This is a genomic window from Kitasatospora sp. NPDC057936 (genome assembly GCF_042887525.1).
Taxonomy (GTDB): domain Bacteria; phylum Actinomycetota; class Actinomycetes; order Streptomycetales; family Streptomycetaceae; genus Kitasatospora.
In genome coordinates this window covers 123,342-146,310 of the sequence record NZ_JBHVPD010000010.1, presented here as the reverse complement: position 1 = coordinate 146,310, position 22,969 = coordinate 123,342, and the positions used below count along the sequence as shown (strand labels likewise).

General features: G+C 71.7%; 15 protein-coding genes. 8 read left to right on the top strand and 7 right to left on the bottom strand.

Going from position 1 to position 22,969, the window contains the following annotated elements:
• The first annotated feature begins 136 nt into the window (after positions 1 to 136).
• From lgt to ACFVU9_RS08475, 4 genes are all read left to right on the top strand, one after another.
• Positions 137 to 1,243, top strand: a complete 1,107-nt coding sequence (gene lgt, locus ACFVU9_RS08490; RefSeq protein ID WP_380440520.1) for a prolipoprotein diacylglyceryl transferase — start codon at positions 137 to 139, stop codon at positions 1,241 to 1,243.
• A gap of 148 nt (positions 1,244 to 1,391) precedes the next feature.
• Positions 1,392 to 2,129 carry a VIT1/CCC1 transporter family protein gene (locus ACFVU9_RS08485; protein WP_380440518.1) on the top strand — a complete coding sequence of 246 codons (738 nt, stop codon included), beginning with the start codon at positions 1,392 to 1,394 and terminating at the stop codon, positions 2,127 to 2,129.
• A 450-nt stretch (positions 2,130 to 2,579) separates the two neighbouring features.
• On the top strand, positions 2,580 to 7,166 hold the full coding sequence (gene gltB, locus ACFVU9_RS08480; protein WP_387591267.1) for a glutamate synthase large subunit: 4,587 nt from the start codon (positions 2,580 to 2,582) through the stop codon (positions 7,164 to 7,166).
• Entirely contained in the window at positions 7,159 to 8,619 is a 1,461-nt protein-coding gene (locus ACFVU9_RS08475; RefSeq protein WP_387591264.1) for a glutamate synthase subunit beta, read from the top strand. Before gltB ends, ACFVU9_RS08475 begins: the two co-directional genes overlap by 8 nt.
• A gap of 214 nt (positions 8,620 to 8,833) precedes the next feature.
• Here the strand turns inward: ACFVU9_RS08475 and ACFVU9_RS08470 are convergent, their stop codons facing one another.
• Entirely contained in the window at positions 8,834 to 9,805 is a 972-nt protein-coding gene (locus ACFVU9_RS08470; RefSeq protein ID WP_380440513.1) for a DUF5937 family protein, read from the bottom strand.
• A gap of 67 nt (positions 9,806 to 9,872) precedes the next feature.
• Here ACFVU9_RS08470 and ACFVU9_RS08465 point away from each other — a divergent pair, with 67 nt between their 5' ends.
• From ACFVU9_RS08465 to ACFVU9_RS08455, 3 genes are all read left to right on the top strand, one after another.
• Positions 9,873 to 11,090, top strand: coding sequence for an MFS transporter (locus ACFVU9_RS08465; RefSeq protein ID WP_387591260.1), 1,218 nt, complete (start codon positions 9,873 to 9,875; stop codon positions 11,088 to 11,090).
• Between the two features lie 78 nt (positions 11,091 to 11,168).
• Positions 11,169 to 12,035, top strand: coding sequence for a helix-turn-helix domain-containing protein (locus ACFVU9_RS08460; protein ID WP_380440509.1), 867 nt, complete (start codon positions 11,169 to 11,171; stop codon positions 12,033 to 12,035).
• A gap of 106 nt (positions 12,036 to 12,141) precedes the next feature.
• On the top strand, positions 12,142 to 13,599 hold the full coding sequence (locus ACFVU9_RS08455; protein ID WP_387591257.1) for an aldehyde dehydrogenase family protein: 1,458 nt from the start codon (positions 12,142 to 12,144) through the stop codon (positions 13,597 to 13,599).
• A 34-nt stretch (positions 13,600 to 13,633) separates the two neighbouring features.
• Here ACFVU9_RS08455 and ACFVU9_RS08450 read toward each other — a convergent pair whose 3' ends face one another.
• From ACFVU9_RS08450 to ACFVU9_RS08425, 6 genes are all read right to left on the bottom strand, one after another.
• Positions 13,634 to 14,566: an AraC family transcriptional regulator gene (locus ACFVU9_RS08450; RefSeq protein ID WP_387591254.1), complete on the bottom strand. Its 933-nt coding sequence runs from the start codon at positions 14,564 to 14,566 to the stop codon at positions 13,634 to 13,636.
• A 29-nt stretch (positions 14,567 to 14,595) separates the two neighbouring features.
• Positions 14,596 to 15,522 (bottom strand): NADP-dependent oxidoreductase, encoded by a 927-nt coding sequence (locus tag ACFVU9_RS08445; RefSeq protein ID WP_387591251.1) that lies wholly within the window; start codon positions 15,520 to 15,522, stop codon positions 14,596 to 14,598.
• A gap of 334 nt (positions 15,523 to 15,856) precedes the next feature.
• Positions 15,857 to 17,698 carry a bifunctional metallophosphatase/5'-nucleotidase gene (locus ACFVU9_RS08440; RefSeq protein ID WP_387591248.1) on the bottom strand — a complete coding sequence of 614 codons (1,842 nt, stop codon included), beginning with the start codon at positions 17,696 to 17,698 and terminating at the stop codon, positions 15,857 to 15,859.
• Positions 17,699 to 17,936: 238 nt separating this feature from the next.
• Positions 17,937 to 18,401 carry a hypothetical protein gene (locus tag ACFVU9_RS08435; protein ID WP_387591245.1) on the bottom strand — a complete coding sequence of 155 codons (465 nt, stop codon included), beginning with the start codon at positions 18,399 to 18,401 and terminating at the stop codon, positions 17,937 to 17,939.
• The gene (locus ACFVU9_RS08430; RefSeq protein WP_380440495.1) at positions 18,388 to 20,046 is read right to left on the bottom strand and encodes an extracellular solute-binding protein; all 1,659 of its coding nucleotides are present in this window, start codon (positions 20,044 to 20,046) and stop codon (positions 18,388 to 18,390) included. The genes ACFVU9_RS08435 and ACFVU9_RS08430 overlap by 14 nt, the downstream gene beginning before the upstream one ends.
• Positions 20,043 to 21,134, bottom strand: a complete 1,092-nt coding sequence (locus ACFVU9_RS08425; protein ID WP_380440493.1) for a hypothetical protein — start codon at positions 21,132 to 21,134, stop codon at positions 20,043 to 20,045. The genes ACFVU9_RS08430 and ACFVU9_RS08425 overlap by 4 nt, the downstream gene beginning before the upstream one ends.
• A 301-nt stretch (positions 21,135 to 21,435) precedes the next feature.
• On the opposite strand from ACFVU9_RS08425, the gene pyk reads away from it, so the two are divergent.
• Positions 21,436 to 22,866 (top strand): pyruvate kinase, encoded by a 1,431-nt coding sequence (gene pyk, locus ACFVU9_RS08420; protein WP_380440491.1) that lies wholly within the window; start codon positions 21,436 to 21,438, stop codon positions 22,864 to 22,866.
• Positions 22,867 to 22,969: the final 103 nt, after the last annotated feature.

The following is a 22,969-nucleotide window of genomic DNA, read 5'->3' as shown; positions in this document are numbered from 1 at the left end:
CCGCCGCCGCCGTCCCCTCCCCGTCCGGAGGGGGCGGCGGCCGGCCGTCGTGGGCGGCCCCGCCCCCTGTTGTTCGGTTTCTGTGACCCCTGGGGTGTCCGGCGGGGGCCGCCGACCCTGTAGCGTCGGAGCTGTCATGGATATCGCCTTCATTCCCAGCCCGTCGCGGGGCGTCCTCCACCTCGGACCCGTCCCGCTGCGCGCCTACGCCTTCTGCATCATCCTCGGTGTCGTCGTCGCCGTCTGGCTCGGCAGCAAGCGCTGGGTCGCCCGGGGCGGTGCCAAGCACACGGTCGGTGACATCGCCGTGTGGGCCGTGCCGTTCGGCCTCGTCGGCGGCCGGCTGTACCACGTGATCACCGATCACCAGCTGTACTTCGGCGACGGCCGCAACCCCTGGAACGCCTTCAAGATCTGGGAGGGCGGCCTCGGCATCTGGGGCGCGGTCGCGCTGGGCGCGGTCGGCGCCTGGATCGGCTGCCGCCGCCGGGGCGTGCCGCTGCCCGCGTACGCCGACGCCATCGCGCCGGGCATCGCGCTCGCGCAGGCGATGGGGCGCTGGGGCAACTACTTCAACCAGGAGCTGTTCGGCCGGCCGACCACGCTCCCGTGGGGCCTGGAGATCGCGCCCGCCCACCGTCCGGCCGCCACGCCCGATGCCGCCACCTACCACCCCACCTTCCTGTACGAGTCGCTGTGGTGCATCGGGGTCGCGCTGCTGGTGATCTGGGCGGACCGGCGGTTCAAGCTGGGCCACGGCCGGGCGTTCGCGCTGTACGTGGCCGCGTACACGGTGGGCCGGTTCTGGACCGAGTGGCTGCGGGTCGACGAGGCGCACGTCTACTTCGGCCTGCGGCTGAACGACTGGACGTCCATCGTGGTGTTCATCGGCGCCGTGGCGTACTTCCTGATCGTCGGCAAGAAGCGGCCCGGCCGCGAGGACCCGGCGAGCATCGACCCGGCCGCGCACGAGGAGGAGGCCGCGATCGCGGACAAGGCCGAGACCGCCAGCAAGGCCGAGACCGTGGGCAAGGCCGATGGTTCGGGCAAGGCCAAGGGGTCGGGCAAGGCCGAGACCGCGGGCACGGCAGAGGCGGGCGAGAAGAAGGCCGCCCCGTCCGAGAAGGTCGCCGGAGCCGGTGAGACCGCCGAGTTGTCTCGGCATGCGGACGATGAGCCGGGCGCCGAGAAGGCCGCCGCGACCGCCGAGAAGGCCGGCAAGGACGTCGAGAACCCGATCTGACCTGGGGCGTTCCCCGCACTGAGGCCACCCTTCGCACCGCCTGCGAAGGGTGGCCTCAGTGCTGTTCGGACAGCCTTACTTTGCTGGAAATGCCCAGGTCAACCCGGCTACGTTCGAGTCAGACGAACGAAGACGGAGGGGCAGAACCGTGAGCGCGACCATCCTTGAGCCCGAGGCCGGGCAGCACCCCCGCATACCCGCGGCGGACCACCACCGGGACGTCAACGGCGGCTGGCTGCGGCCCGCGGTGTTCGGTGCGGTCGACGGCCTCGTCTCCAACTTCGCGCTGATGACCGGTGTGGTCGGCGGTGCGGCGTCCAACGGCACGGTGATCCTCACCGGCCTCGCCGGGCTGGCGGCCGGTGCCTGCTCGATGGCGGCGGGGGAGTACACCTCGGTGGCCTCGCAGCGCGAGCTCGTCCAGGCCGAGATCGAGGCCGAGCGGCTGGAGCTGAGCCGCAACCCGCACGGGGAGCTGGCCGAGCTCGCCCAGCTGTACGTCTCGCGCGGGGTGGACCCGGACCTCGCCCACGAGGTGGCCCGGCAGCTGTCCGCGAACCCGGACCAGGCGCTGGAGATCCACGCCCGCGAGGAACTGGGCATCGACCCCAACGACCTGCCCTCGCCGCTGGTCGCCGCCGCGTCCTCCTTCGTGTGCTTCGCGCTCGGCGCCCTGCTGCCGCTCCTGCCGTACCTGCTGGGCGCGACGACGCTGCTGCCCGCCATGCTGCTCGCGGCGGCCGGGCTGTTCGGCTGCGGCGCCGTGGTGGCCCGTGTGACGGCGCGCAGCTGGTGGTACAGCGGGCTGCGGCAGCTCGTGCTGGGCGGCGCGGCCGCGGGGGTGACGTACCTGCTGGGCTGGCTCATCGGCGGGCACGTGGGCTGACCCGGGGAGGCGGGCGGCGGGCTGTGGGATGACACAGACCCTTGCATGACTATGCCGGTGAATGCGTGACGTTCCGCACATGGCCGTCGCGCATGGCCTGGCCTAGTCTCACCATCCGAGCCCTGGAGCCGCAGATTCGCATCTGCGACGCGGCCCCGGGAAAGGATTCGCAGGCGACCTTGATCGCCTCGTGTGGCGGTCCGGTTTCGCCCCTGTTTCGGGCGGCCGACCGCCGGGCACAATCGTCGGGACGTGCACTGTGGCGCGTCCCTTCACCCACCCCGTGACCTGCGGATCCGTCCACCATGCGGACGAGGCATTCCGCTTCCCGGGATCTTGGGCATCATGTAACTTGCACGAAATCGTTTCACCGCATCAGGGCCAACGTCGTCCCTACGTGCACCAACTTGCCGAAAGACGACGACGGGAGAGCCGATGCTGTCTGCATCCATGCACTCCGCAAACGAGCCCCAGGCCGGCGCCGCCCGCCCGCCGTACGCGCTCGTTCCGGATGCGCGACCTGCTGCTCAGGGCCTGTACGACCCGCGAAACGAGCACGACGCCTGCGGCGTCGGTTTCGTCGCCACGCTGACCGGCATCGCCGACCACACCATCGTCGAGCAGGCGCTGACCGTCCTGCGCAACCTGGAGCACCGCGGCGCCACCGGCGCCGAGCCCGACTCCGGCGACGGCGCCGGCATCCTCACCCAGATCCCGGACGCCTTCCTGCGCGGCAAGGTCTCCTTCGAGCTCCCGGCCGCCGGCTCCTACGCCGTCGGCATCGCCTTCCTGCCGGACGAGGACGCGGCGGCCGCCGCCGCCGTCGCGCAGATCGAGGCCATCGCCGCCGAGGAGGACCTCACCGTCCTCGGCTGGCGCGACGTGCCCGTCACCCCCGACCTCCTCGGCGCCACCGCGCGCAGCGTGATGCCCCGCTTCCGCCAGGTCTTCCTGTCGCACGCCGACAAGGCCGGGATCGAGCTCGACCGGATCGCCTTCGTCGTCCGCAAGCGCGCCGAGCGCGAGGCCGGCGTCTACTTCCCGTCGCTGTCCGCCCGCACCATCGTCTACAAGGGCATGCTGACCACCGGCCAGCTGGAGCCCTTCTTCCCCGACCTGTCGGACCGCACCTACGCGTCCGCCATCGGCCTGGTGCACTCGCGGTTCTCCACCAACACCTTCCCGAGCTGGCCGCTCGCCCACCCGTACCGCTTCGTCGCGCACAACGGCGAGATCAACACGGTCAAGGGCAACCGCAACTGGATGCGCGCCCGCGAGTCCCAGCTCGCCACCGACGTCATCCCCGGCGACCTGAGCCGGATCTTCCCGGTCTGCACCCCGGACCACTCCGACTCGGCCTCCTTCGACGAGGTCCTGGAGCTGCTCCACCTCGGCGGCCGGTCGCTGCCGCACTCGGTGCTGATGATGATCCCGGAGGCGTGGGAGAGCCACGCCACCATGGACCCGGCCCGCCGCGCGTTCTACCAGTACCACTCCAACCTCATGGAGCCCTGGGACGGCCCGGCCTGCGTCACCTTCACCGACGGCACCCGGATCGGCGCCGTGCTCGACCGCAACGGCCTGCGCCCGGCCCGCTACTGGGTCACCGAGGACGGCCTGGTCGTGCTCTCCTCCGAGGTCGGCGTCCTCGACCTCGACCAGCAGAAGGTGGTCCAGAAGGGCCGCCTCCAGCCCGGCAAGATGTTCCTGGTCTGCCTCAACGAGAACCGGATCGTCCCGGACGAGGAGATCAAGGCCGGCCTGGCCGCCGAGCACCCCTACGAGGAGTGGGTCACCGCCGGGCAGATCCAGCTCGCCAAGCTCCCCGAGCGCGAGCACATCGCCCACACCCACGCCTCCGTCACCCGCCGCCAGCAGACCTTCGGCTACACCGAGGAGGAGCTGCGGGTCATCCTCGCGCCGATGGCGAAGACCGGCGCCGAGGCGCTCGGCTCGATGGGCACCGACTCGCCGATCGCCGCGCTCAGCGAGAAGCCGCGCCTGCTCTTCGACTACTTCGTGCAGCTCTTCGCGCAGGTCACCAACCCGCCGCTGGACGCCATCCGCGAGGAGCTCGTCACCTCGCTGCTCAGCAACCTCGGCCCCGAGGGCAACCTGCTGGCCGCCGAGGCCGCCGCCTGCCGCTCGGTCGGCATCACCTTCCCGGTGATCGACAACGACGAGCTGGCCAAGCTCGTCCACATCAACGCCGACGGGGACCAGCCCGGCCTCAAGGCCGTCACGCTGTCCGGCCTCTACAAGGTCGCCAGCGGCGGCGAGGGCCTGGCCGCGCGCCTGGCCGGGATCGCCGCCGAGGCCGACGCCGCGATCGCCGACGGCGCCCGCATCATCGTGCTCTCCGACCGCCACTCGGACGCCGAGCACGCCCCGATCCCCTCGCTGCTGCTCACCTCCGCGATCCACCACCACCTCATCCGCACCAAGCAGCGCACCCAGGTGTCCCTGCTGGTCGAGGCCGGTGACGTCCGCGAGGTGCACCACGTCGCGCTGCTGGTCGGCTACGGCGCCGGCGCGGTCAACCCGTACCTGGCGATGGAGTCCGTCGAGGACCTCGTCGCCCAGGGCGTCTTCATCCAGGGCGTCGAGCCCGAGAAGGCCATCCGGAACCTGATCAAGGCGCTCGGCAAGGGCGTGCTCAAGGTCATGTCCAAGATGGGCATCTCGACCGTCGCCTCCTACCGCGGCGCCCAGGTCTTCGAGGCCATCGGCCTCTCGCACGAGCTGGTCGACGGCTACTTCGCCGGCACCACCACCAAGCTCGGCGGCATCGGCCTGGACGAGATCGCCAAGGAGACCGCCGCCCGCCACGCCAAGGCCTACCCGGCCTCCGGCATCCCCGCCGCGCACCGCGCGCTGGAGATCGGCGGCGAGTACCAGTGGCGCCGCGAGGGCGAGCCGCACCTGTTCGACCCGGACACCGTCTTCCGGCTCCAGCACTCCACCCGCAACCGCCGGTACGACATCTTCAAGCAGTACACGGACCGGGTGAACGAGCAGTCCGAGCGCCTCATGACGCTGCGCGGCCTGTTCCGGCTCGACGCGCTCGGCCGCGAGGCCGTCCCGGTCGAGGAGGTCGAGCCGGTCTCCGAGATCGTCAAGCGCTTCTCCACCGGCGCCATGTCCTACGGCTCGATCTCCCGCGAGGCGCACGAGACCCTCGCCATCGCGATGAACCGCCTCGGCGGCAAGTCCAACACCGGTGAGGGCGGCGAGGACCCGGACCGCCTGTACGACCCCGAGCGCCGCTCGGCGATCAAGCAGGTCGCCTCCGGCCGCTTCGGCGTCACCTCCGAGTACCTGGTCAACGCCGACGACATCCAGATCAAGATGGCCCAGGGCGCCAAGCCCGGCGAGGGCGGCCAGCTGCCCGGCCACAAGGTCTACCCGTGGGTCGCCAGCACCCGGCACTCCACCCCGGGCGTCGGCCTCATCTCGCCGCCGCCGCACCACGACATCTACTCCATCGAGGACCTCGCCCAGCTGATCCACGACCTCAAGAACGCCAACCCGGCCGCCCGCATCCACGTGAAGCTGGTGTCCGAGGTCGGCGTCGGGACGGTCGCGGCGGGCGTCTCCAAGGCGCACGCGGATGTCGTCCTCGTGTCGGGCCACGACGGCGGCACCGGCGCCTCGCCGCTCACCTCGCTCAAGCACGCCGGCGGCCCCTGGGAGCTCGGCCTCGCCGAGACCCAGCAGACCCTGCTGCTCAACGGGCTGCGCGACCGCATCGTCGTCCAGACCGACGGCCAGCTGAAGACCGGGCGCGACGTCGTCATCGCCGCGCTGCTCGGCGCCGAGGAGTTCGGCTTCGCGACCGCCCCGCTCGTCGTCTCCGGCTGCATCATGATGCGCGTCTGCCACCTGGACACCTGCCCGGTCGGCGTCGCCACCCAGAACCCGGTGCTGCGCGACCGGTTCTCCGGCAAGCCCGAATTCGTCGTCAACTTCTTCGAGTTCATCGCCGAGGAGGTCCGGGAGATCCTGGCCTCGCTGGGCTTCCGCTCGATCGAGGAGGCCGTCGGCCACGCCGAGCACATCAACTCCCAGGCCGCCGTCGACCACTGGAAGGCCGCCGGGCTGGACCTGGCGCCGCTCTTCCACGTCCCCGAGCTGCCCGAGGGTGCCGCGCGCCACTGCACCACCACGCAGGACCACGCGCTCGACAAGGCCCTCGACAACCAGCTGATCACCCTCGCCGAGGACGCCCTGGAGCGCGGCGAGACCGTCCGCATCCAGCTGCCGATCCGCAACGTCAACCGGACGGTCGGCACCATGCTCGGCCACGAGGTGACCAGGCGCTACCGCGGCGAGGGCCTGCCCGAGGGCACCATCGACGTCACCTTCACCGGTTCCGCCGGGCAGTCGTTCGGCGCCTTCGTGCCCCGCGGCGTCACCCTGCGCCTGGAGGGCGACGCCAACGACTACGTCGGCAAGGGCCTGTCCGGCGGCGTCGTCGTCGTCCGCCCGGCCCGCGAGGCCGCGGCCATCGGCAACGACGCGCAGAACCACGTCATCGCCGGCAACACCATCGGCTACGGCGCCACCTCGGGCCGGATCCACCTGCGCGGCAAGGCCGGTGAGCGCTTCGCCGTCCGCAACTCCGGCGCCACCCTCGTCGTCGAGGGCGTGGGCGACCACGGCCTGGAGTACATGACCGGCGGGCGGGTCGTCGTCCTCGGCGAGACCGGGCGCAACCTCGCGGCCGGCATGTCCGGCGGCATCGCCTACGTCCTCGACCTGCGCCCCGCGAACGTCAACGACGGCATGGTGGGCATCGAGGCCCCCACCGCCGACGACCGCGAGTGGCTGCGCGAGACCGTGCAGCAGCACTACGAGGAGACCGGCTCCACCGTCGCCGCCGAACTCCTGGCCGACTGGGGCAGCGGGGTCTCCCGCTTCTCCAAGATCATGCCGACCGACTACAAGGCAGTGCTCGCCGCCAAGGACGCCGCTGAGCGCGATGGCCTCTCCGAGGCCGAGACCACTCGCAAGATGATGGAGGCGGCACATGGCTGACCCCAAGGGCTTCCTGACCACGCCCAAGCAGCTGGCCGAGCGCCGTCCCGTGGACGTCCGTCTGCGGGACTGGAACGAGGTCTACGTCGAACGCAGCCTCCTGCCGATCATCACCAAGCAGGCCGGCCGCTGCATGGACTGCGGCATCCCGTTCTGCCACAACGGCTGCCCGCTCGGGAACCTCATCCCCGAGTGGAACGACCTCGCCTACCGGGACGACTTCGTCGGCGCGATCGAGCGGCTGCACGCGACCAACAACTTCCCGGAGTTCACGGGCCGCCTGTGCCCGGCCCCGTGCGAGTCCGCGTGCGTGCTCGGCATCAACCAGGACGCGGTGACCATCAAGAACGTCGAGGTCACCATCATCGACAAGGCGTGGGACCGCGGCGGCGTCACCCCGCAGATCCCCGAGCGCCTCTCCGGCAAGACCGTCGCCGTCGTCGGCTCCGGCCCGGCCGGCCTCGCCGCCGCCCAGCAGCTCACCCGGGCCGGGCACACCGTGGTGGTGTACGAGCGCGCCGACCGCATCGGCGGCCTGCTGCGCTACGGCATCCCCGAGTTCAAGATGGAGAAGCGCCACATCAACCGCCGCGTCGAGCAGATGCGCGCGGAGGGCACCCGCTTCCGCACCGGCGTCCACGTCGGCGAGGACATCACCGGGCAGCAGCTGCGCGAGCGCTTCGACGCCGTCGTCGTCGCCGCCGGCGCCACCACGGCCCGCGACCTGCCGGTGCCCGGGCGCGAGCTCAAGGGCGTCTACCAGGCCATGGAGTACCTGCCGCTGGCCAACAAGGTGCAGGAGGGCGACTTCGTCGAGTCGCCGGTCAGCGCCAACGGCAAGCACGTCGTCGTCATCGGCGGCGGCGACACCGGCGCCGACTGCGTCGGCACCGCGCACCGGCAGGGGGCGGCCTCCGTCACCCAGCTGGAGATCATGCCGCGCCCGGGCGAGGACCGGCCCGGGCACCAGCCCTGGCCGACCATGCCGATGACGTACAAGGTCACCTCCGCGCACGAGGAGGGCGGCGAGCGGATCTACTCCGTGAGCACCACCCACCTCAGCGGCGACGAGGAGGGCAACGTCCAGGAGCTGCACCTCGTCGAGGTGGAGTTCAAGGACGGGAAGTTCGAGCAGGTCCCCGGCACCGAGCGGGCCATCCCGGCGCAGCTGGTCACCCTGGCCATGGGCTTCACCGGGACGGACGTGAAGAACGGGCTCGTCGAGCAGCTGGGGGTGGACCTCGACGCGCGCGGTAACATTGGCCGCGACGGCCGGTTCGCCACCAATGTCGATGGCGTGTACGTCTGCGGAGACGCCGGCCGTGGCCAGTCCCTGATCGTCTGGGCCATCGCGGAGGGCCGTTCGGCCGCCGCGGCGGTGGACAAGTACCTCGGTGGCAAGACCCCGCTTCCGGCCCCGATCCGGCCCACCGACCGCCCGCTCGTGGTCTGACGGTCCGACCGGCCCCCTGAACCCCCGGCACCGCATTGCCGGGAGCTCAACCCGCTGCCCCCGCCAGCGTCGTCGGGCCAATGCGGTCTCCTGGCGCTCGCCCCCTTCCCCGACCAGTTGGGGGGCGAGCGCCGACGCGTTTTCTGCGTGAAGTCTCTTCTGCCGCACGGTGGTTGATGGGTTTCGGCCACGGGGTGGGGCGCGTTCCGCTTCGTCACGGGCGCAGCAGCAGGTCCGCCGCCTCGGTGCGGGTGTACAGGACGGTGCGGCCGGTGCGGTGGCGGGCCAGGAGGCCGGCGTCGTGCAGGGCGCCCAGGTGGTGGGAGACGTTCGGGGCGGACAGGCCGGTCCGGGCGGCGAGCTCGGTGGTCGAGGCGGGGGAGTCCAGCTCGGCGAGCAGCCGGGCGCGGGTGCGGCCGAGCACGCGGGCCAGGCCCTCGGGGACGGGGGTGGCCGCCGCCTCCCACAGCGTCGCGACCCCGCGCGGCGGGTAGACCAGGGCGGGCTGCCACGGCGGGTTCTGCTGGGAGAACACGCCCGGCCAGGCGAAGACCGTCGGCAGCAGGACCAGGCCGCGCTCACCGTCCAGCCGCCGGTGGACGTCGATCCGGTGCCCGATCCGCAGGGTGTCGTGCTCCCAGGACACCCGCGGGTGCAGGTCCGCGAAGAGCGCCGCCGGGCCGCCCGCCGACATCTGCCGGCCGCGGCGCAGGACCTCCCCGTCGACGAGCCGCTGCATCCGCGGCCAGTGCGGGGCGATCGCCGCATCCCAGTACGCCCGTACCTCGGCCGTCAGCCGCTCCAGGCCGGCCTCCGGGTCCCGCGCCAACTCGGCGACCAGCGGGTGGAGTTCGCCGTCGAGCCGGCCGAGGTCGCGGCGCACCACGGCCGGGTCGGTGGCCGCCAGCACGGCCGTCTGCCCCTCGAACGTCCCGTCCGCGTCCGGCGGCACCGGGGTCAGGAAGTCCGGCACGTACACCGTCGGCAGCCGCACCAGCGCCGACAACAGCTCCCAGCCAACCCCCTCCAGCCGCTGCCGGGCCCCGCGCACCCACGGCAGGTGCGCGGCCTGCCGGCCCGGGTCCTTGAGCACCTCGACGCTCGTCACGACCTCGGTCAGCGGGGAACGGGCGAAGCGCGTGCGGGCCAGGTCCTGCGCCGAGAACTCCCAGGTCAGCACGGGCACCTCCGGTGAGGATTCGATCCTGGTGGAATCAGTGGGCGGTGGCGATCATGCCAGGGACGCTCGGTCCATGACCACCGTCACCGCGCCCCCGCTGCGCGACCGCCTCGGCCTGCCCGCCACCGCCGGCCGCGCCCGCCTGATCGGCGCCCACGTCATCGACAGCCTCGGCACCGGACTGATCCTCGCCTTCACCCTCGTCTACTTCGCGGGCACCACCGGCCTGTCCGTCGCCGCCGTCGGCGCCGCCGTCTCCACCGCGCGCCTGCTCGCCCTGCCCACCGCCGTCGCCGTCGGCCCGCTGCTCGACCGGTACGGCGCCCGCGCGGTCGCCACCGCCGGCAACGCGCTCTCCGCCCTCGCCTACGGCGGCTTCCTGCTCGCCCACCAGGCCTGGCAGATCGTGCTGGTCTGCCTGCTCGCCCAGGCCGGCCACGCCGCCTACTGGACCTCCAGCACCGGCCTGGTCGTCCTCGCCGCCGACGAGGGGCAGCGCCCGCGCTGGTTCGCGCTCGTCCAGACCCTGCGCAACGCCGGACTCGGCCTCGGCGGCGCGCTCGGCGCCGTCCTGGTCGCCGACGGCGGCGCCCTGCGGCTCCTGGTCGGGCTCAACGCGGCCAGCTACGCCCTCGCCGCGGCCCTGCTGGCCACCTGGCGGCCCGCCGGGGCCGCCCTGCCCCCGCAGGCCCGCACGGCCGCCCCCGGCGGCTACGGCGCCGTCCTGCGCGACCGGCGCTACCTGCTGCTGATCGCCGTCAACCTGACCTTCGTCCTCGCCTCGATGGTCCTCAGCGTGCTGCTCGCCGCCTACCTCACCGCCGGCCTGCACCGCGACGCGTGGACGGCCGGCGCGCTGCTCGTCCTCAACGGCGTCCAGGTGGTGCTCACCCAGAACGCCGTCGCCCGCCGGCTCGAACGCTTCCGCCCCACCCGGGTCGTCGCCGCCGGTGCCCTGCTCAACGCGCTCGCCTTCGGCCTCTTCGCCCTCGTCGCCGCCGCCCCCGGCTGGGCCGTCCTCGCCGGACTCCTCGCCGCCATTGCCGTCTACAACCTCGCCGAGACCGTCGCCACCCCCTTCCGCGAGGACCTCAGCGTCTCCCTCGCCGACCCCGAGCGGCGCGGCCGGTACCTCGCCCTCTACCAACTCTCCTGGAACGTCGGCCAGGCCGTCGCCCCCGCCCTGCTCACCCTGCTCCTCGCCCGCGCCGCCGCCCTGCCCTGGCTCTTCCTGCTCGTCCTCAGCGCCGCCGCCGTGCCCGCGCTGCTACGGCTGGAACGCACCGCCTGACGGACTGTTGTTCGTCGGTGCCAGATGGCAGACTGCGGCCGACGGCCGGGGGGCTGCGCGAGTGCGGAGGTTGACGCGATGAGCACGACTCAGGCAGGCGGAGGCGCGACGGTGCGGCGCCTGCTGCTGGGATCACACCTGCGCAAACTCCGCGAGGCCAGGGGCGTCAGCCGCGAGGAGGCCGGCTACTCGATCCGCGCCTCCGAGTCCAAGATCAGCCGCATGGAGCTCGGCCGGGTCGGCTTCAAGGAACGCGACGTCGCCGACCTGCTCACCCTCTACGGCGTCGACGCCGAACACGAGCGCGCCGGCGTCCTCGGCCTCGTCCGCGACGCCAACGCCACCTCCTGGTGGCACGGCTACGGTGACGTGCTGCCCCCCTGGTTCCAGAACTACGTCGGCCTGGAGGAGGCCGCCACCGAGATCCGCAGCTACGAGGTCCAGTTCGTCCACGGGCTCCTCCAGACCCCCGACTACGCCCGCGCCGTCATCGCCGCCGGCGGCCACGTCACCGAACCCGACGAGATCGAACGCCGCGTCGAGGTCCGCCTCAAACGCCAGGCCGTCCTCACCGCCGACCGCGCCCCCCACCTGCTCGCCGTCCTCGACGAGGCCGCGCTGCGCCGCCCCTGGGGCGGACCGGAACTGATGCGGGCCCAGATCGACCGGATGCTCGACCTCACCGACCTGCCCAACGTCGACCTCCAGGTGATGCCGCTGGGCTTCGGCGGACTGCGCGCCGAGGGCGGCGCGTTCACCGTGCTCGGCTTCGCCGAACCCGAACTGCCCGACGTCGTCTACCTGGAGCAGTTCACCACCGCGCTCTACCTCGACAAGCCCGCCGAGGTCGCCGAGTACACCGGCGCCATGGAAGGCCTCCTCGCCGACAGCCTCGGCGCCGAACCGACCCGGGAACTTCTGCGCTCCGTACGCCAAGAGCTTTAGTCCATCAGTACGATGAGCACCGATCAGATCTGATCAAAGGCGTTCCACACCGAACCGTGCCAGGCGCGATCTCCTGGGCACGCGTCTCAGGCACGAGAGGGATCGGATGTCGTACTTCTCCGAGTTGGCGGCGCAGTACATCGACGGCGAATGGCTGGCCGGCGACGGCTCCTGGGACATCGTCGACGTCGACCCCTACACCGGCGACAAACTCGCCACCGTCACCGTCGCCACCGTCGAACAGGTCGACCGGGCCTACCGCGCCGCCGCCCGCGCCCAGAAGGAATGGGCCGCCACCAACCCCTACGCCCGCCGGCTCGTGTTCGAGCGCGCGCTGCGCCTCGTCGAGGAGCGCGAGGACGAGATCACCCGCGCCATCATGGCCGAACTCGGCGGCACCGCCCTCAAGGCCGGCTTCGAACTCTCCCTCACCAAGGACATGCTGCGCGAGTGCATGCAGCTCTCCCTGCTCGCCGAGGGCCGCCTGCTGCCCTCGCCCGTCGACGGCAAGGAGAACCGCCTCTACCGGCTGCCCGTCGGCGTCGTCGGCGTGATCAGCCCGTTCAACTTCCCGCTGTTCCTGTCCCTCAAGGCCGTCGGCCCCGCCCTCGCGCTCGGCAACGGCGTCGTGCTCAAGCCGCACCAGGAGACCCCGGTCGTCGGCGGCACCCTCCTCGCCAAGATCTTCGCCGACGCCGGACTGCCCGCCGGGCTGCTCAACGTCGTCGTCACCGACATCGCCGAGATCGGCGACGCCTTCATCGAGCACCCGGTGCCCAAGGTCATCTCCTTCACCGGCTCGGACAAGGTCGGCCGCCACGTCGCCACCGTCGCCGCCTCCCACTTCAAGCGCACCGTCCTCGAACTCGGCGGCAACAGCGCCCTCATCGTCCTCGACGACGCCGACCTCGACTACGCCGTCGACGCCGCCGTGTTCAGCCGCTTCGCCCACCAGGGCCAGGTCTGCATGGCCGCCAACCGGGTGCTCGTCGACCGCGGCGTCGTCGCCGAGTTCACCGAGAAGTTCGTCGCCAAGATCGCCTCGCTCACCGTCGGCGACCCCAGGGACCCGGCCACCCAGATCGGCCCGCTCATCAACCCCGTCCAGGCCGACTCCATCAACGCCCAGGTCGACCAGGCCGTCCAGGCCGGCGCCACCGTCCTCCTGCGCGGCGCCACCGTCGGCAGCCTCATGGACCCCGTCGTCCTCACCGACGTCCCCGCGGACTCGCCCATCCTCCAGCGCGAACTCTTCGGCCCCGTCGTCCTCGTGGTGCCCGTCGACGGCGAGGACGAGGCCGTCCGCATCGCCAACGACACCCCCTTCGGCCTCAGCGGCGCCGTGCACACCGGCGACGTCGAGCGCGGCGTGCGGGTGGCCAAGCGGATCGAGACCGGCATGATCCACGTCAACGACGGGACCATCGCCGACGAGCCGATCGTGCCCTTCGGCGGCGAGAAGAACTCCGGCGTCGGACGGCTCAACGGCGAGTACACGGTCGACGCGTTCACCACGGTGAAGTGGATCTCGATCCAGCACGGGCGCAGCCGCTTCCCGTTCTGATCCGCTGCTGCTGCTGCTGCCGCCGCTGCTGCGGTCAAGCGGCCCGGGCCTCCCGGCGGTAACCGCCGGGAGCCCGCCCGTACTCCCGCTTGAACGCCTTCGCGAACGCGTACTCCGAGCCGTAGCCCGCCTGCGCCGCCACCGCCGTCAGCGGCGCGTCCGACTCCCGCAGCAGACGCGCCGCCGTCGTCATCCGCCACCGCGTCAGGTACGCCATCGGCGGCTCGCCCACCATCGAGCTGAACCGGCGGGCGAACGCCGCCCGGGACAGGCCCGAACGCCCCGCCAGCGCCTCCACCGTCCACGCCGTCGCCGGCGCGCCGTGGATCGCCGCCAGCGCCGGCGCCACCGCCGAATCGCCCAGCGCGGCCGCCCACCCGGCGGCCGTCGCGGGCGGCTGCGCCTCGAACCAGGCGCGCAGGATGTACAGCAGCAGCGCGTCGACCAGCGCCGGCACGATCCCGGCCGAGCCGATCCGCGGGCGCTCCAGCTCGGCGCCCAACAGCCGCACGGCGGCGTCCAGTTCGGGGTGCGAGCCGCGCCCGCTCGCCAGGTGGATCAGCTCCGGCAGCTGGCGCACCAGCGGGTGCGGGCGGCCCTGGTCCAGGTGGTAGCTGCCGCACAGCAGGCTGGTGCGGGCGCCGTCGCCGCCGCCCAGCGAGAGCGTGCCGATCGGCAGGCTCTCCTCCACCCGGTAGGCCGACGCGTCGAGCGCCGGGGTGTCCGGGTGGTCGGCCAGGACGTGGCCCCTGCCGTCCCGCATGAAGACGACGTCCCCCGTGTCGAGCATCAGCGGCTCCGCGCGGCCGTCCTGCGGCACCAGCCAGCACGTGCCGTGCAGCACCACGTGGAACCCGGCGCCCATCACCGGCGGCAGCCGCAGGCCCCAGGGGGCACGGCCCTCGGTGCGGACGGACGCGGGGTGCGCCGTGCGCATCGAGCCCAGCGCCTCGGTCAGGATGTCCAACTCCCGGCCCTTCTCCCCGTTCGTACCGTTCAGTCGACGGTCAGGACGACCTTGCCCTGGACGCTACCGGACGCCACCAGCTCGTGCGCCCGGCCGGCCTCCGCCAGCGGGAACGTCGCCGAGACGTGCGGACGGACCAGGCCCTCGTCCACCAGCGCGGCGATCGCCTCCAGGCCGGCGTAGTCCGGCTCCACCGACACCCCGGCGAAGCGGCGGCCGGCGGCCTCGATCTCGGCGGCGAGGTCCTTGTTCCAGTGCTCCATGATCGTGACCAGCGTGCCGCCGGGCTTCAGCACCTCCAACGCCTTGGTGCCCTCGGAGGACGAGTCGAAGACGACGTCGACGTCCGAGACCGCCTCGGTGTAGTCGGTGGTGCGGTAGTCGATCACCTCGTCCGCGCCGAGCCCCTTCACGAACGCGTGCTTGGGCTCGCTCGCCAGCGCGATCACGTACGCGCCGCGGGCCTTGGCGATCTGCACGGCGAGGTGGCCGACGCCGCCCGCGGCCCGGTGGACCAGCACCCGCTGTCCCTTCGTGACGCCGGCCAGGTCCACCAGGCCCTGCCAGGCCGTCAGCGCGGCCAGCGGCAGGGCCGCCGCCTGCACGTGGTCGAGCGTCGCGGGCTTGCGGGCCAGCTGGCGCGAGGGCGCGGCGACGTACTCGGCGTAGCCGGTGGCGGCGCGCGGGAAGAACGGCATCCCGTACACCTCCTCGCCCACCCGGTACCGGGCCCCGGGCGCGGCCTCCTCGACCACCCCGGACACGTCCCACCCGACCCCGAACGGCGGCTCCCCGAGCAGCGGGAACGCCCCCGACCGCACCGCGATGTCCGCCGGGTTCACCGCACTGGCCCGCACCCGCACCAGCACCTCCCCGCTCAACAGCTGCGGCCGCTCCACCTCGACCACCTCCAGCACCTCGGGCCCACCGAACGCCTTCTGGATCACTGCACGCATCGAACTCTCCCTGTCCGTGGCCGGCCCGTCCGCCGGGCCGTTTGGCGATGCCTCCACGGTAGGGAGATCGAACGAGCGGATGAATATCCTCAAGTCTTCGGAAGATGTCCCGTCGTCTCGTCGGGAGGCTCGATCGATCAGGCGGGATAGCGGAGGAGAGCGTCGGTGGCGAGCTCGAACCCGAAGGGGGCGGGGATCGGCACGCGGTCGCCGAACGTGCCGTTCCAGCGCTGGTGGTAGCCGGTGTCGGACGGCTCGGATTCTTCCAGCGCGGACGGCGAAAGGCCGCCGTCCCGGGACGTGGTGTCCGGGGCGGCGGCCTTCGTGGTGGGGCTTAGAAGACCGGCTGGCCGGCGCGGACCAGGCGCCAGGAGTTGGTGAAGAAGTCGGCCGGGTCGATGACGCCCTTGGCCTTCACCCAGGCGATCATCGTGTTGCGGATCTCGTCGGAGTTCGCCCAGACCGCCTTGGCGGTCGCGACGTGCGGGAAGTTGCCGCCGCCGTTGGCGCGGTAGTTGTTGACCGCGAGGACGAACTGGGCGGCCGGGTCGATCGGCTTGCCCTGGTAGGACAGGTTGACGATCCGGCTGCCCTTCGGCTGCGAGACGTCGATGTCGTAGCTCAGGCCGTAGATCGAGTCGTAGTTGTAGTCCGGGGTGTCCTCGGCGTTGGTCAGGGTGTCCTTGTTGACCGGGGCGCCCGCGGCGAGCTGGTTGAAGTACTTGGCCGAGAACTCCAGGTAGTCCTTGAGCTGGGCGCCCGTCAGGATGCGGGCCTCCAGGGTGTTCTCGTAGATGTACAGGCCGGCCGCGTCGCGCAGCTTGACCTGGCCGGCCGGGATCATCGCGGTGCGGTTGAACGGCGCGGCCTGCGCGAGCACCGGCAGGTTGGCGTACTGCCCGCCCGCCAGCGCCGCCTTCACCGCGTCGGCCTGCACCTTGCCGATCAGGTCGACGATGGGGGTCGACTTGAACCGGGCGTCGGCGATCGACAGCTCGATCTTGCTGGTGCCGATGTTCTGGTTGACGTACGCCACGACCTTCTTGTGCTGGTCGGTGATGGCGTTCGAGATCTCCGGGTTCTCCGGCACGGTGTTGGAGTTCAGCACGCGCGAGGAGACCGACAGCACCTTCCAGGCGCCGTCGACGAGCTCGACCTCGAAGTCGAAGCAGCTCAGGCGCTGGCCCCAGCACAGCGGCTCGGACAGCACGACCGTCTTGCCGGTCTTCTTGTTGACGATGAGGCGCTGCGGCACCTCCTTGTGGGTGTGGCCGACGAGCACCGCGTCGATGTCCGGGACCTTCTCGGCCATCTCGCCGGAGGCGTCCTCGGGCCAGGGGAGCTGGTCGCCGTAGGTGGTGGCCTCGTCGATGCCGGAGTGGGCGGAGACGACGATGACGTCCGCGCCCGCGGCCTTCATCCGGGGCACGTACTTCGCGGCGGTCTCGACGATGCCCGGGAAGACCATCTGGCCGCTGACGTTGGCCTTGTCCCAGATCGCGATGCCCGGGTTGGTGAGGCCGAGGATGCCGACCTTGATCGGGGTGTCCTCGTCCAGCCACACCTCCTTGATCACGTACGGCTTGAAGGCGGGCTTCTCGTTCTTCGCGTGCAGGGCGTTGGCGCCGAGCAGCGGGAACTCCAGCTGGTCCTCGAAGGCCTTCACGGTCGGGATGCCGTAGTTGAACTCGTGGTTGCCGAGCGCGGCGGCGTCGTAGCCCATGAGGTTCATGGCGACGGCCATCGGGTGGTCCGGCACGTTGTCGCCGTCGGTGGCGATCGGCTCGACCCGGGCGTAGTAGTAGGTGAGCTGGGTGCCCTGGATGATGTCGCCGGAGTCGATCAGCAGGCAGCGGTCCCAGCCCTTCTCCTCGCGGACCTGGTTGGCCAGCGTGGAGATCCTGGCGAGGCCCACCGCGTTGTGCGCCTTGTCGACGTACTCGGCGTCGGTGAAGTAGTCCCAGTTGAGCACCCGGCCGTGCAGGTCGGTGGTGCCCATGACGGTGAAGGCCTGCTTGCGGTCTTCGCCGCGGTGCTTGGTGCCCTTGGCCTGCGCGGTGTCCGGCTCGGCGGCCGCGGCGGCGGGGGCGGCGGCGAGGGCGGTGCCGCCGGCCAGGGCGGCACCGGCGGCGGTGGCGGCGGACCGGGTGACGAAGTCACGGCGGTTCAGGGACATCGACGACTCTCCCGAGTGGGGGGACTTGCTGGCGAATGGACCGTCAACCGGGGCCGGTGTGGCGTGAAACCCCCGTGCAACTCCGTACAACCCCGTTTGACGCGCGTAGAAGGACGCGCGTAGAAGTGTGCCGTGCGCGCGGGCGGATGGATAGCCCTCCGACGTTTCCAACAGGTGAGATCTTGGCGACTCGTTCGTGACGTGAGTGCACGGGGCCTGCGAGTGGTAAAGGCGGAAATCAGCCGAGTTGTGCGCTCAGCAGGCCCACCTCGCGCGCGAGTTCGGCCTCCGGATCCGGACCGTCCGCGCCCGCCCACGGCTGCCACGTGCGGGCCCGCAGGTAGCCGGCCACGGCCAGCGGCAGGCCGTCCCGCACGATCCGCCGCCCCGCCGCCGGGCCCGGCCCGGCGGCGCGCAGCGCCTCCAGCAGGCCGTCCACCCGGGCGGCGGGCGGCAGCGGGACGGTCCGCAGGTAGGCGACCAGGGCGTCCAGCTCGGGGTGCTCCGGCGGGTCGTCCTTCGGCCCGGGCGCGAGCAGCGCGCCCGCCGCGTACAGGCCCGCCACCACCCCCGGCCACCACGCCCCGCCCAGGCCCGCGAAGTGCAGCCCCAGCCCGATCGCGCCGCCCGCGCAGCCGACCAGGTTCCGGCCCGACTCCAGGTACTTCAGGGCCTGCCGGCCGGGCCCGTCACTGGTAGCCACGGATCTCCTCGAACACGCCGTCCAGCGAGCTCGTCCCGTCGAAGAGCTTGCCGCCGCTCTCGTCCGCGATCCCCTGCAGCTGGCTCACCGCCGCCTCGCCGAACTTGATCGGGAAGACCGGGATCGCCTTCGGCCCGGCCGCCAGCGCGTCGTGGAACTTCTTGAAGTCCCCGTCCGTGGCGCCCTCGTTGCTCTCCCCGTCCGTCATCAGCACGATCGAGGTGAACCGGTCGTCCCCGGCCGCCTTCTGCTGCCGGTCGATCACCCGGTACGCCTCCTCCAGTGCGTCGTACAGCGCCGTGCCGCCGTCGGCCGACAGGGACTGCACGTCCGCGTTGATCGACCCCAGCTCCGCCTCCGGCCCCGGCCGGCTGCCGGAGGCCGGCACCGCGTGCGTCTTCGTCCACTTCACCTTGGACGCGAAGGAGATCAGCGTGACCTCCTCGCGGTCCCGGAAGCGGCTCACCCCGCGGGTGTCGTCGGTGCCGGTCAGGCGGCCGAGCGCGGACTTCAGCGACGTGATCCGCGAGCCCTCCATCGAACCGGAGGTGTCCAGCACGTACACCGTCCGGGACGGGCGGCGCAGCTCGTTCTGGTACGAGGACAGCAGCCCGTCCGCGACGGCCCGGGTGCCCGGGAACGGCAGCTCCCGGCGGCGGTCGGACGGCAACGACGGCGCGGCCGCGGCCCCCGGGGTCACCGGGCGGCGCAGCGTCACCTCGGAGATGCGTTTCTGCACGTCCGGCGTCAGCAGGTACTGCGTGAGCCGCTGGAACGAGTCGCGCTCGCTCTGGGCGCTGGACGACAGCAGCGACAGCGGGTAGTCCGCCGACACCACGCCGTCCACCGGGCGCACGACCGTCAGCTGCCGGTCAGCCGGCAGCGTCTTGTTCATCGACAGCAGCACCGACTCGTAGTTGACCAGCGCCCCCACCTTGCCCGGCTCCGCCCGGGTGTACGCCTGCGCCAGCCAGCCCGACGAGCCCGAGGTCAGCTTCTGGCCGGTGAAGAACTTCTTCAGCGACGGCGTCGCCTTCTGCACGTCCTCCTCGGTCAGCGCCGCCCCCGCCCCCGAGAACGCCGACGCCACCGCGACCAGCGTCGAGAAGCCCGAGTTCGACCGGGACGGATCGGACATCCCGTACGACAGCTTCCCGGCCGACGCCGCGTCCCCGATCTGCGCCCAGGTGACCTTCGAACCGTCCCCCCAGCCCAGGTCGCCCAGGACGGAGGAGCGCACGCCGACCGCCACCGGGGAGACCATGACCGGGGTCTCGGACAGGAGCTTCGACCGTCCGTTGCCGTCCAGGCGCAGGTACTGGTTCGACGGGAACCACACCGCGTCGTACTTGCCGTCCGCCTTGCCCGAGGACACGGCGTCGGCGCCGTCGAGCGAGCCCGTCCACGCGAACTGGACCGTCACCCCGGTGGCCTTCTTCGCGTCCTCCAGGATCGGCGCCATGTCCTGCAGCTCGCTGCCCGCCAGGATCCGCAGCACACCAGGGCGCGCGGTGGGCGCGGGAGCGTCCGTGGCGTTGGGGGACGGGTCGGGCTTCGGCGCCGAGGACGTGCAGGCCGTCGCCACGAGGAGCGCCACGGCGGAGGCGGCCAGGCGCCACGTCGTACGGACGGTACGGCTGTTCACTGAGCGTTCCCCTTCGCCGCGGCGACCAGTTTCTGCAGGACGTCCTTGGTCGGCACCTGCCACTGCTTCAACTTCGCCGACGAGAGGTCCGGCGCGAACGTCGGCTTCCGGCCGTTCACCTCCTTGGCGAACACGTCCTTGTCGGCCTGCGGGCGGAAGCCGAACTTCGCCTCCAGGCGCCGGAGTTCGGGATCGTCCTGGAGCAGGCCGGCCAGCTTGGCGCCCTTGTCGTCGCGGGCGACCACCGTGTGGTCCGAGTAGATCGTCGAGTCCGGGTACATCACCACCATGTCGCCGGTCGGCACGCCGCTCAGCACGAGCTGCGCGGCCTGCGACTCGTAGGCGAACACCAGCGGGTTGCCGACGCCCGCCAGGAAGTCCTTGAACGGCTCGTCGCTGCTGCTCTTCTGGCCGCCCTGCACGGACGTCGCGGTGCGCAGGACGTCCTTCGAGGCGTCGATCCCCGCCTGGTCGGCCACCGGCTGGTGGCTGTTGAGGAGGTACGACAGCAGGGCGACGTACATCGCGCCCGACGACGAGCTCTGCGGGTCCGTCGTGGTCACGAAGATCCGGCCGGACAGCTCGGGGTGGGCGGTCGCGCCGTTCAGGTCCTGCCACTTCTTGCTGTTCCGCAACGCCTCCAGGTACGCGTCCATCCGGAACGTCACGATGCCCGCGTCCTCGGTCGCCAGGCCGTTCGCCTTCAGCACGGCCGCGACGGCCTCGTGCGTCACGATCACCAGCGGCGAGTAGAACGGCACCAGCGGCGAGTCCTGGAGGCCCCAGATCTTCTGGATGTCCTTCACCGGCGACGTGCTCGCCGGGAAGGCGAAGTCGATGTTCGCCTGGTTCGCCTGGTCGACCATCGTCCACGAACCGGTCGAGTCCGCGTGCACCTCCAGTCCCTGCTTCGCCAACTCGTCCTTGACCTCCTGGTTCTCGAAGAAGGCGCGCTTCTCCGAACCGATCAGGCCGTTCACCTTGACGAGCGGCCCGGGCCCCGGATGCGGATCCGGGTCCGGGATCAGCGCGTACGTCACTCCGCCGAGCAGCACCAAGGCCGCCAGCACCCCCAACGCGCGTCTCATGCCGAACGCTTCCCCCTCATGCTTCCCCCCTCGTCCGTTACGTCCGTTACGTCAACCGGGTGGTCCCCGGGTGACGAGCGTCCCGCCGGGCCGGGAGCGGCGGCCGAAGCGACGGTGAACCGGGGGTGAACTCCCCTTCACGGAATCGCATCGGCCGACCGGGCGGCGAGCACCGCGACCGGGCCCGTCGCACACCGGTCCGAGGATGTGTCAGATTGTTCAACTCGCCGTCCGGCAAAGGTCATCCCGAGGCCCGGACCCACGTCGGTGTTACGCGCCGGTAATGCCTACGCTCAGCAGTATGCGCCGAGCAAAAATCGTCTGTACCCTCGGGCCCGCCACCGACTCGTACGACCAGATCAAGGCCCTGGTCGACGCCGGGATGGACATCGCCCGCTTCAACCTCAGCCACGGCTCCCACATCGAACACGAGGAGCGCTACCGCCGCGTCCGCAAGGCCGCCGACGAGACCGGCCGCAGCGTCGGCGTCCTCGTCGACCTCCAAGGCCCGAAGATCCGCCTCGACACCTTCGCCCACGGGCCCGTACTCCTCGAACGCGGCGACGAGTTCACGATCTCCACCGACGACGGCGTCGTGGGGGACAAGGACATCTGCGGCACCACCTACAAGGGCCTCGCCGGCGACGTCTCGCGCGGCGAGCGCATCCTCGTCGACGACGGCCGCGTCACCCTGGAGGTCACCGAGGTCGACGGGCCGCACGTGCGGTGCATCGTCATCGAGGGCGGCCTCGTCTCCGACCACAAGGGCCTCAACCTCCCCGGCGTCGCCGTCTCCGTCCCCGCGCTCAGCGACAAGGACGTCGCCGACCTGCGGTGGGGCCTGCGGACCGGCGCCGACCTCGTCGCGCTCTCCTTCGTCCGCAGCGGGCGCGACATCCTCGACGTCCACCGGATCATGGCCGAGGAGGGGCGGTTCGTCCCGGTCATCGCCAAGATCGAGAAGCCGCAGGCGGTCGAGAACCTGGAAGCCATCGTCGACGCCTTCGACGGCGTCATGGTGGCCCGCGGCGACCTGGGTGTGGAGATGCCCCTCGAACAGGTCCCGCTCGTCCAGAAGCGCGCCGTCAAGCTCGCCAAGCGCAACGCCAAACCGGTCATCGTCGCCACCCAGATGCTCGACTCGATGATCAACGCCTCCCGGCCCACCCGCGCCGAGGCCTCCGACGTCGCCAACGCCGTCCTGGACGGGACGGACGCGGTGATGCTCTCCGGCGAGACCTCGGTGGGCAAGTACCCCGTCGAGACCGTCAAGACCATGGGCCGCATCATCGAGGCCGCCGAGAACGACATCCTGGCGGCAGGCCTGCCGCCCTTGACCATCGGCAGCAAACCGCGCACCCAGGGCGGCGCCGTCGCCCGCGCGGCCGCCGAGATCGGCGACTTCCTGCACGCCAAGTACCTCATCGCCTTCACCCAGTCCGGCGACACCGCGCGTCGCTTGACCCGCTACCGCTCGCCCATCCCCGTCCTCGCCTTCACCTACGAACCCGCCGTCCGCAGCCAACTCGCCCTCACCTGGGGCGTCGAGACCTTCCTCGGCCCCTTCGCCCCGACCACCGACCAGATGGTCGAACAGGTCGACGCCGCCCTGCTGTCCCTGGGCCGCTGCCAGAAGGGCGACATCGTCATCATCACCGCCGGCTCCCCGCCCGGCCTCGCCGGCTCCACCAACCTCGTCCGCGTCCACCACGTGGGCACCCTGGACGTCTGAGCCCCCACTTCGGCGCGGCCCTTCGTGCGGAAGGGCCCCCCCCCCCGCACGAAATGGGGGCCCGGTGGGCGGCCAATGGGGCGGCGGGGGACCTGCGGGCGGC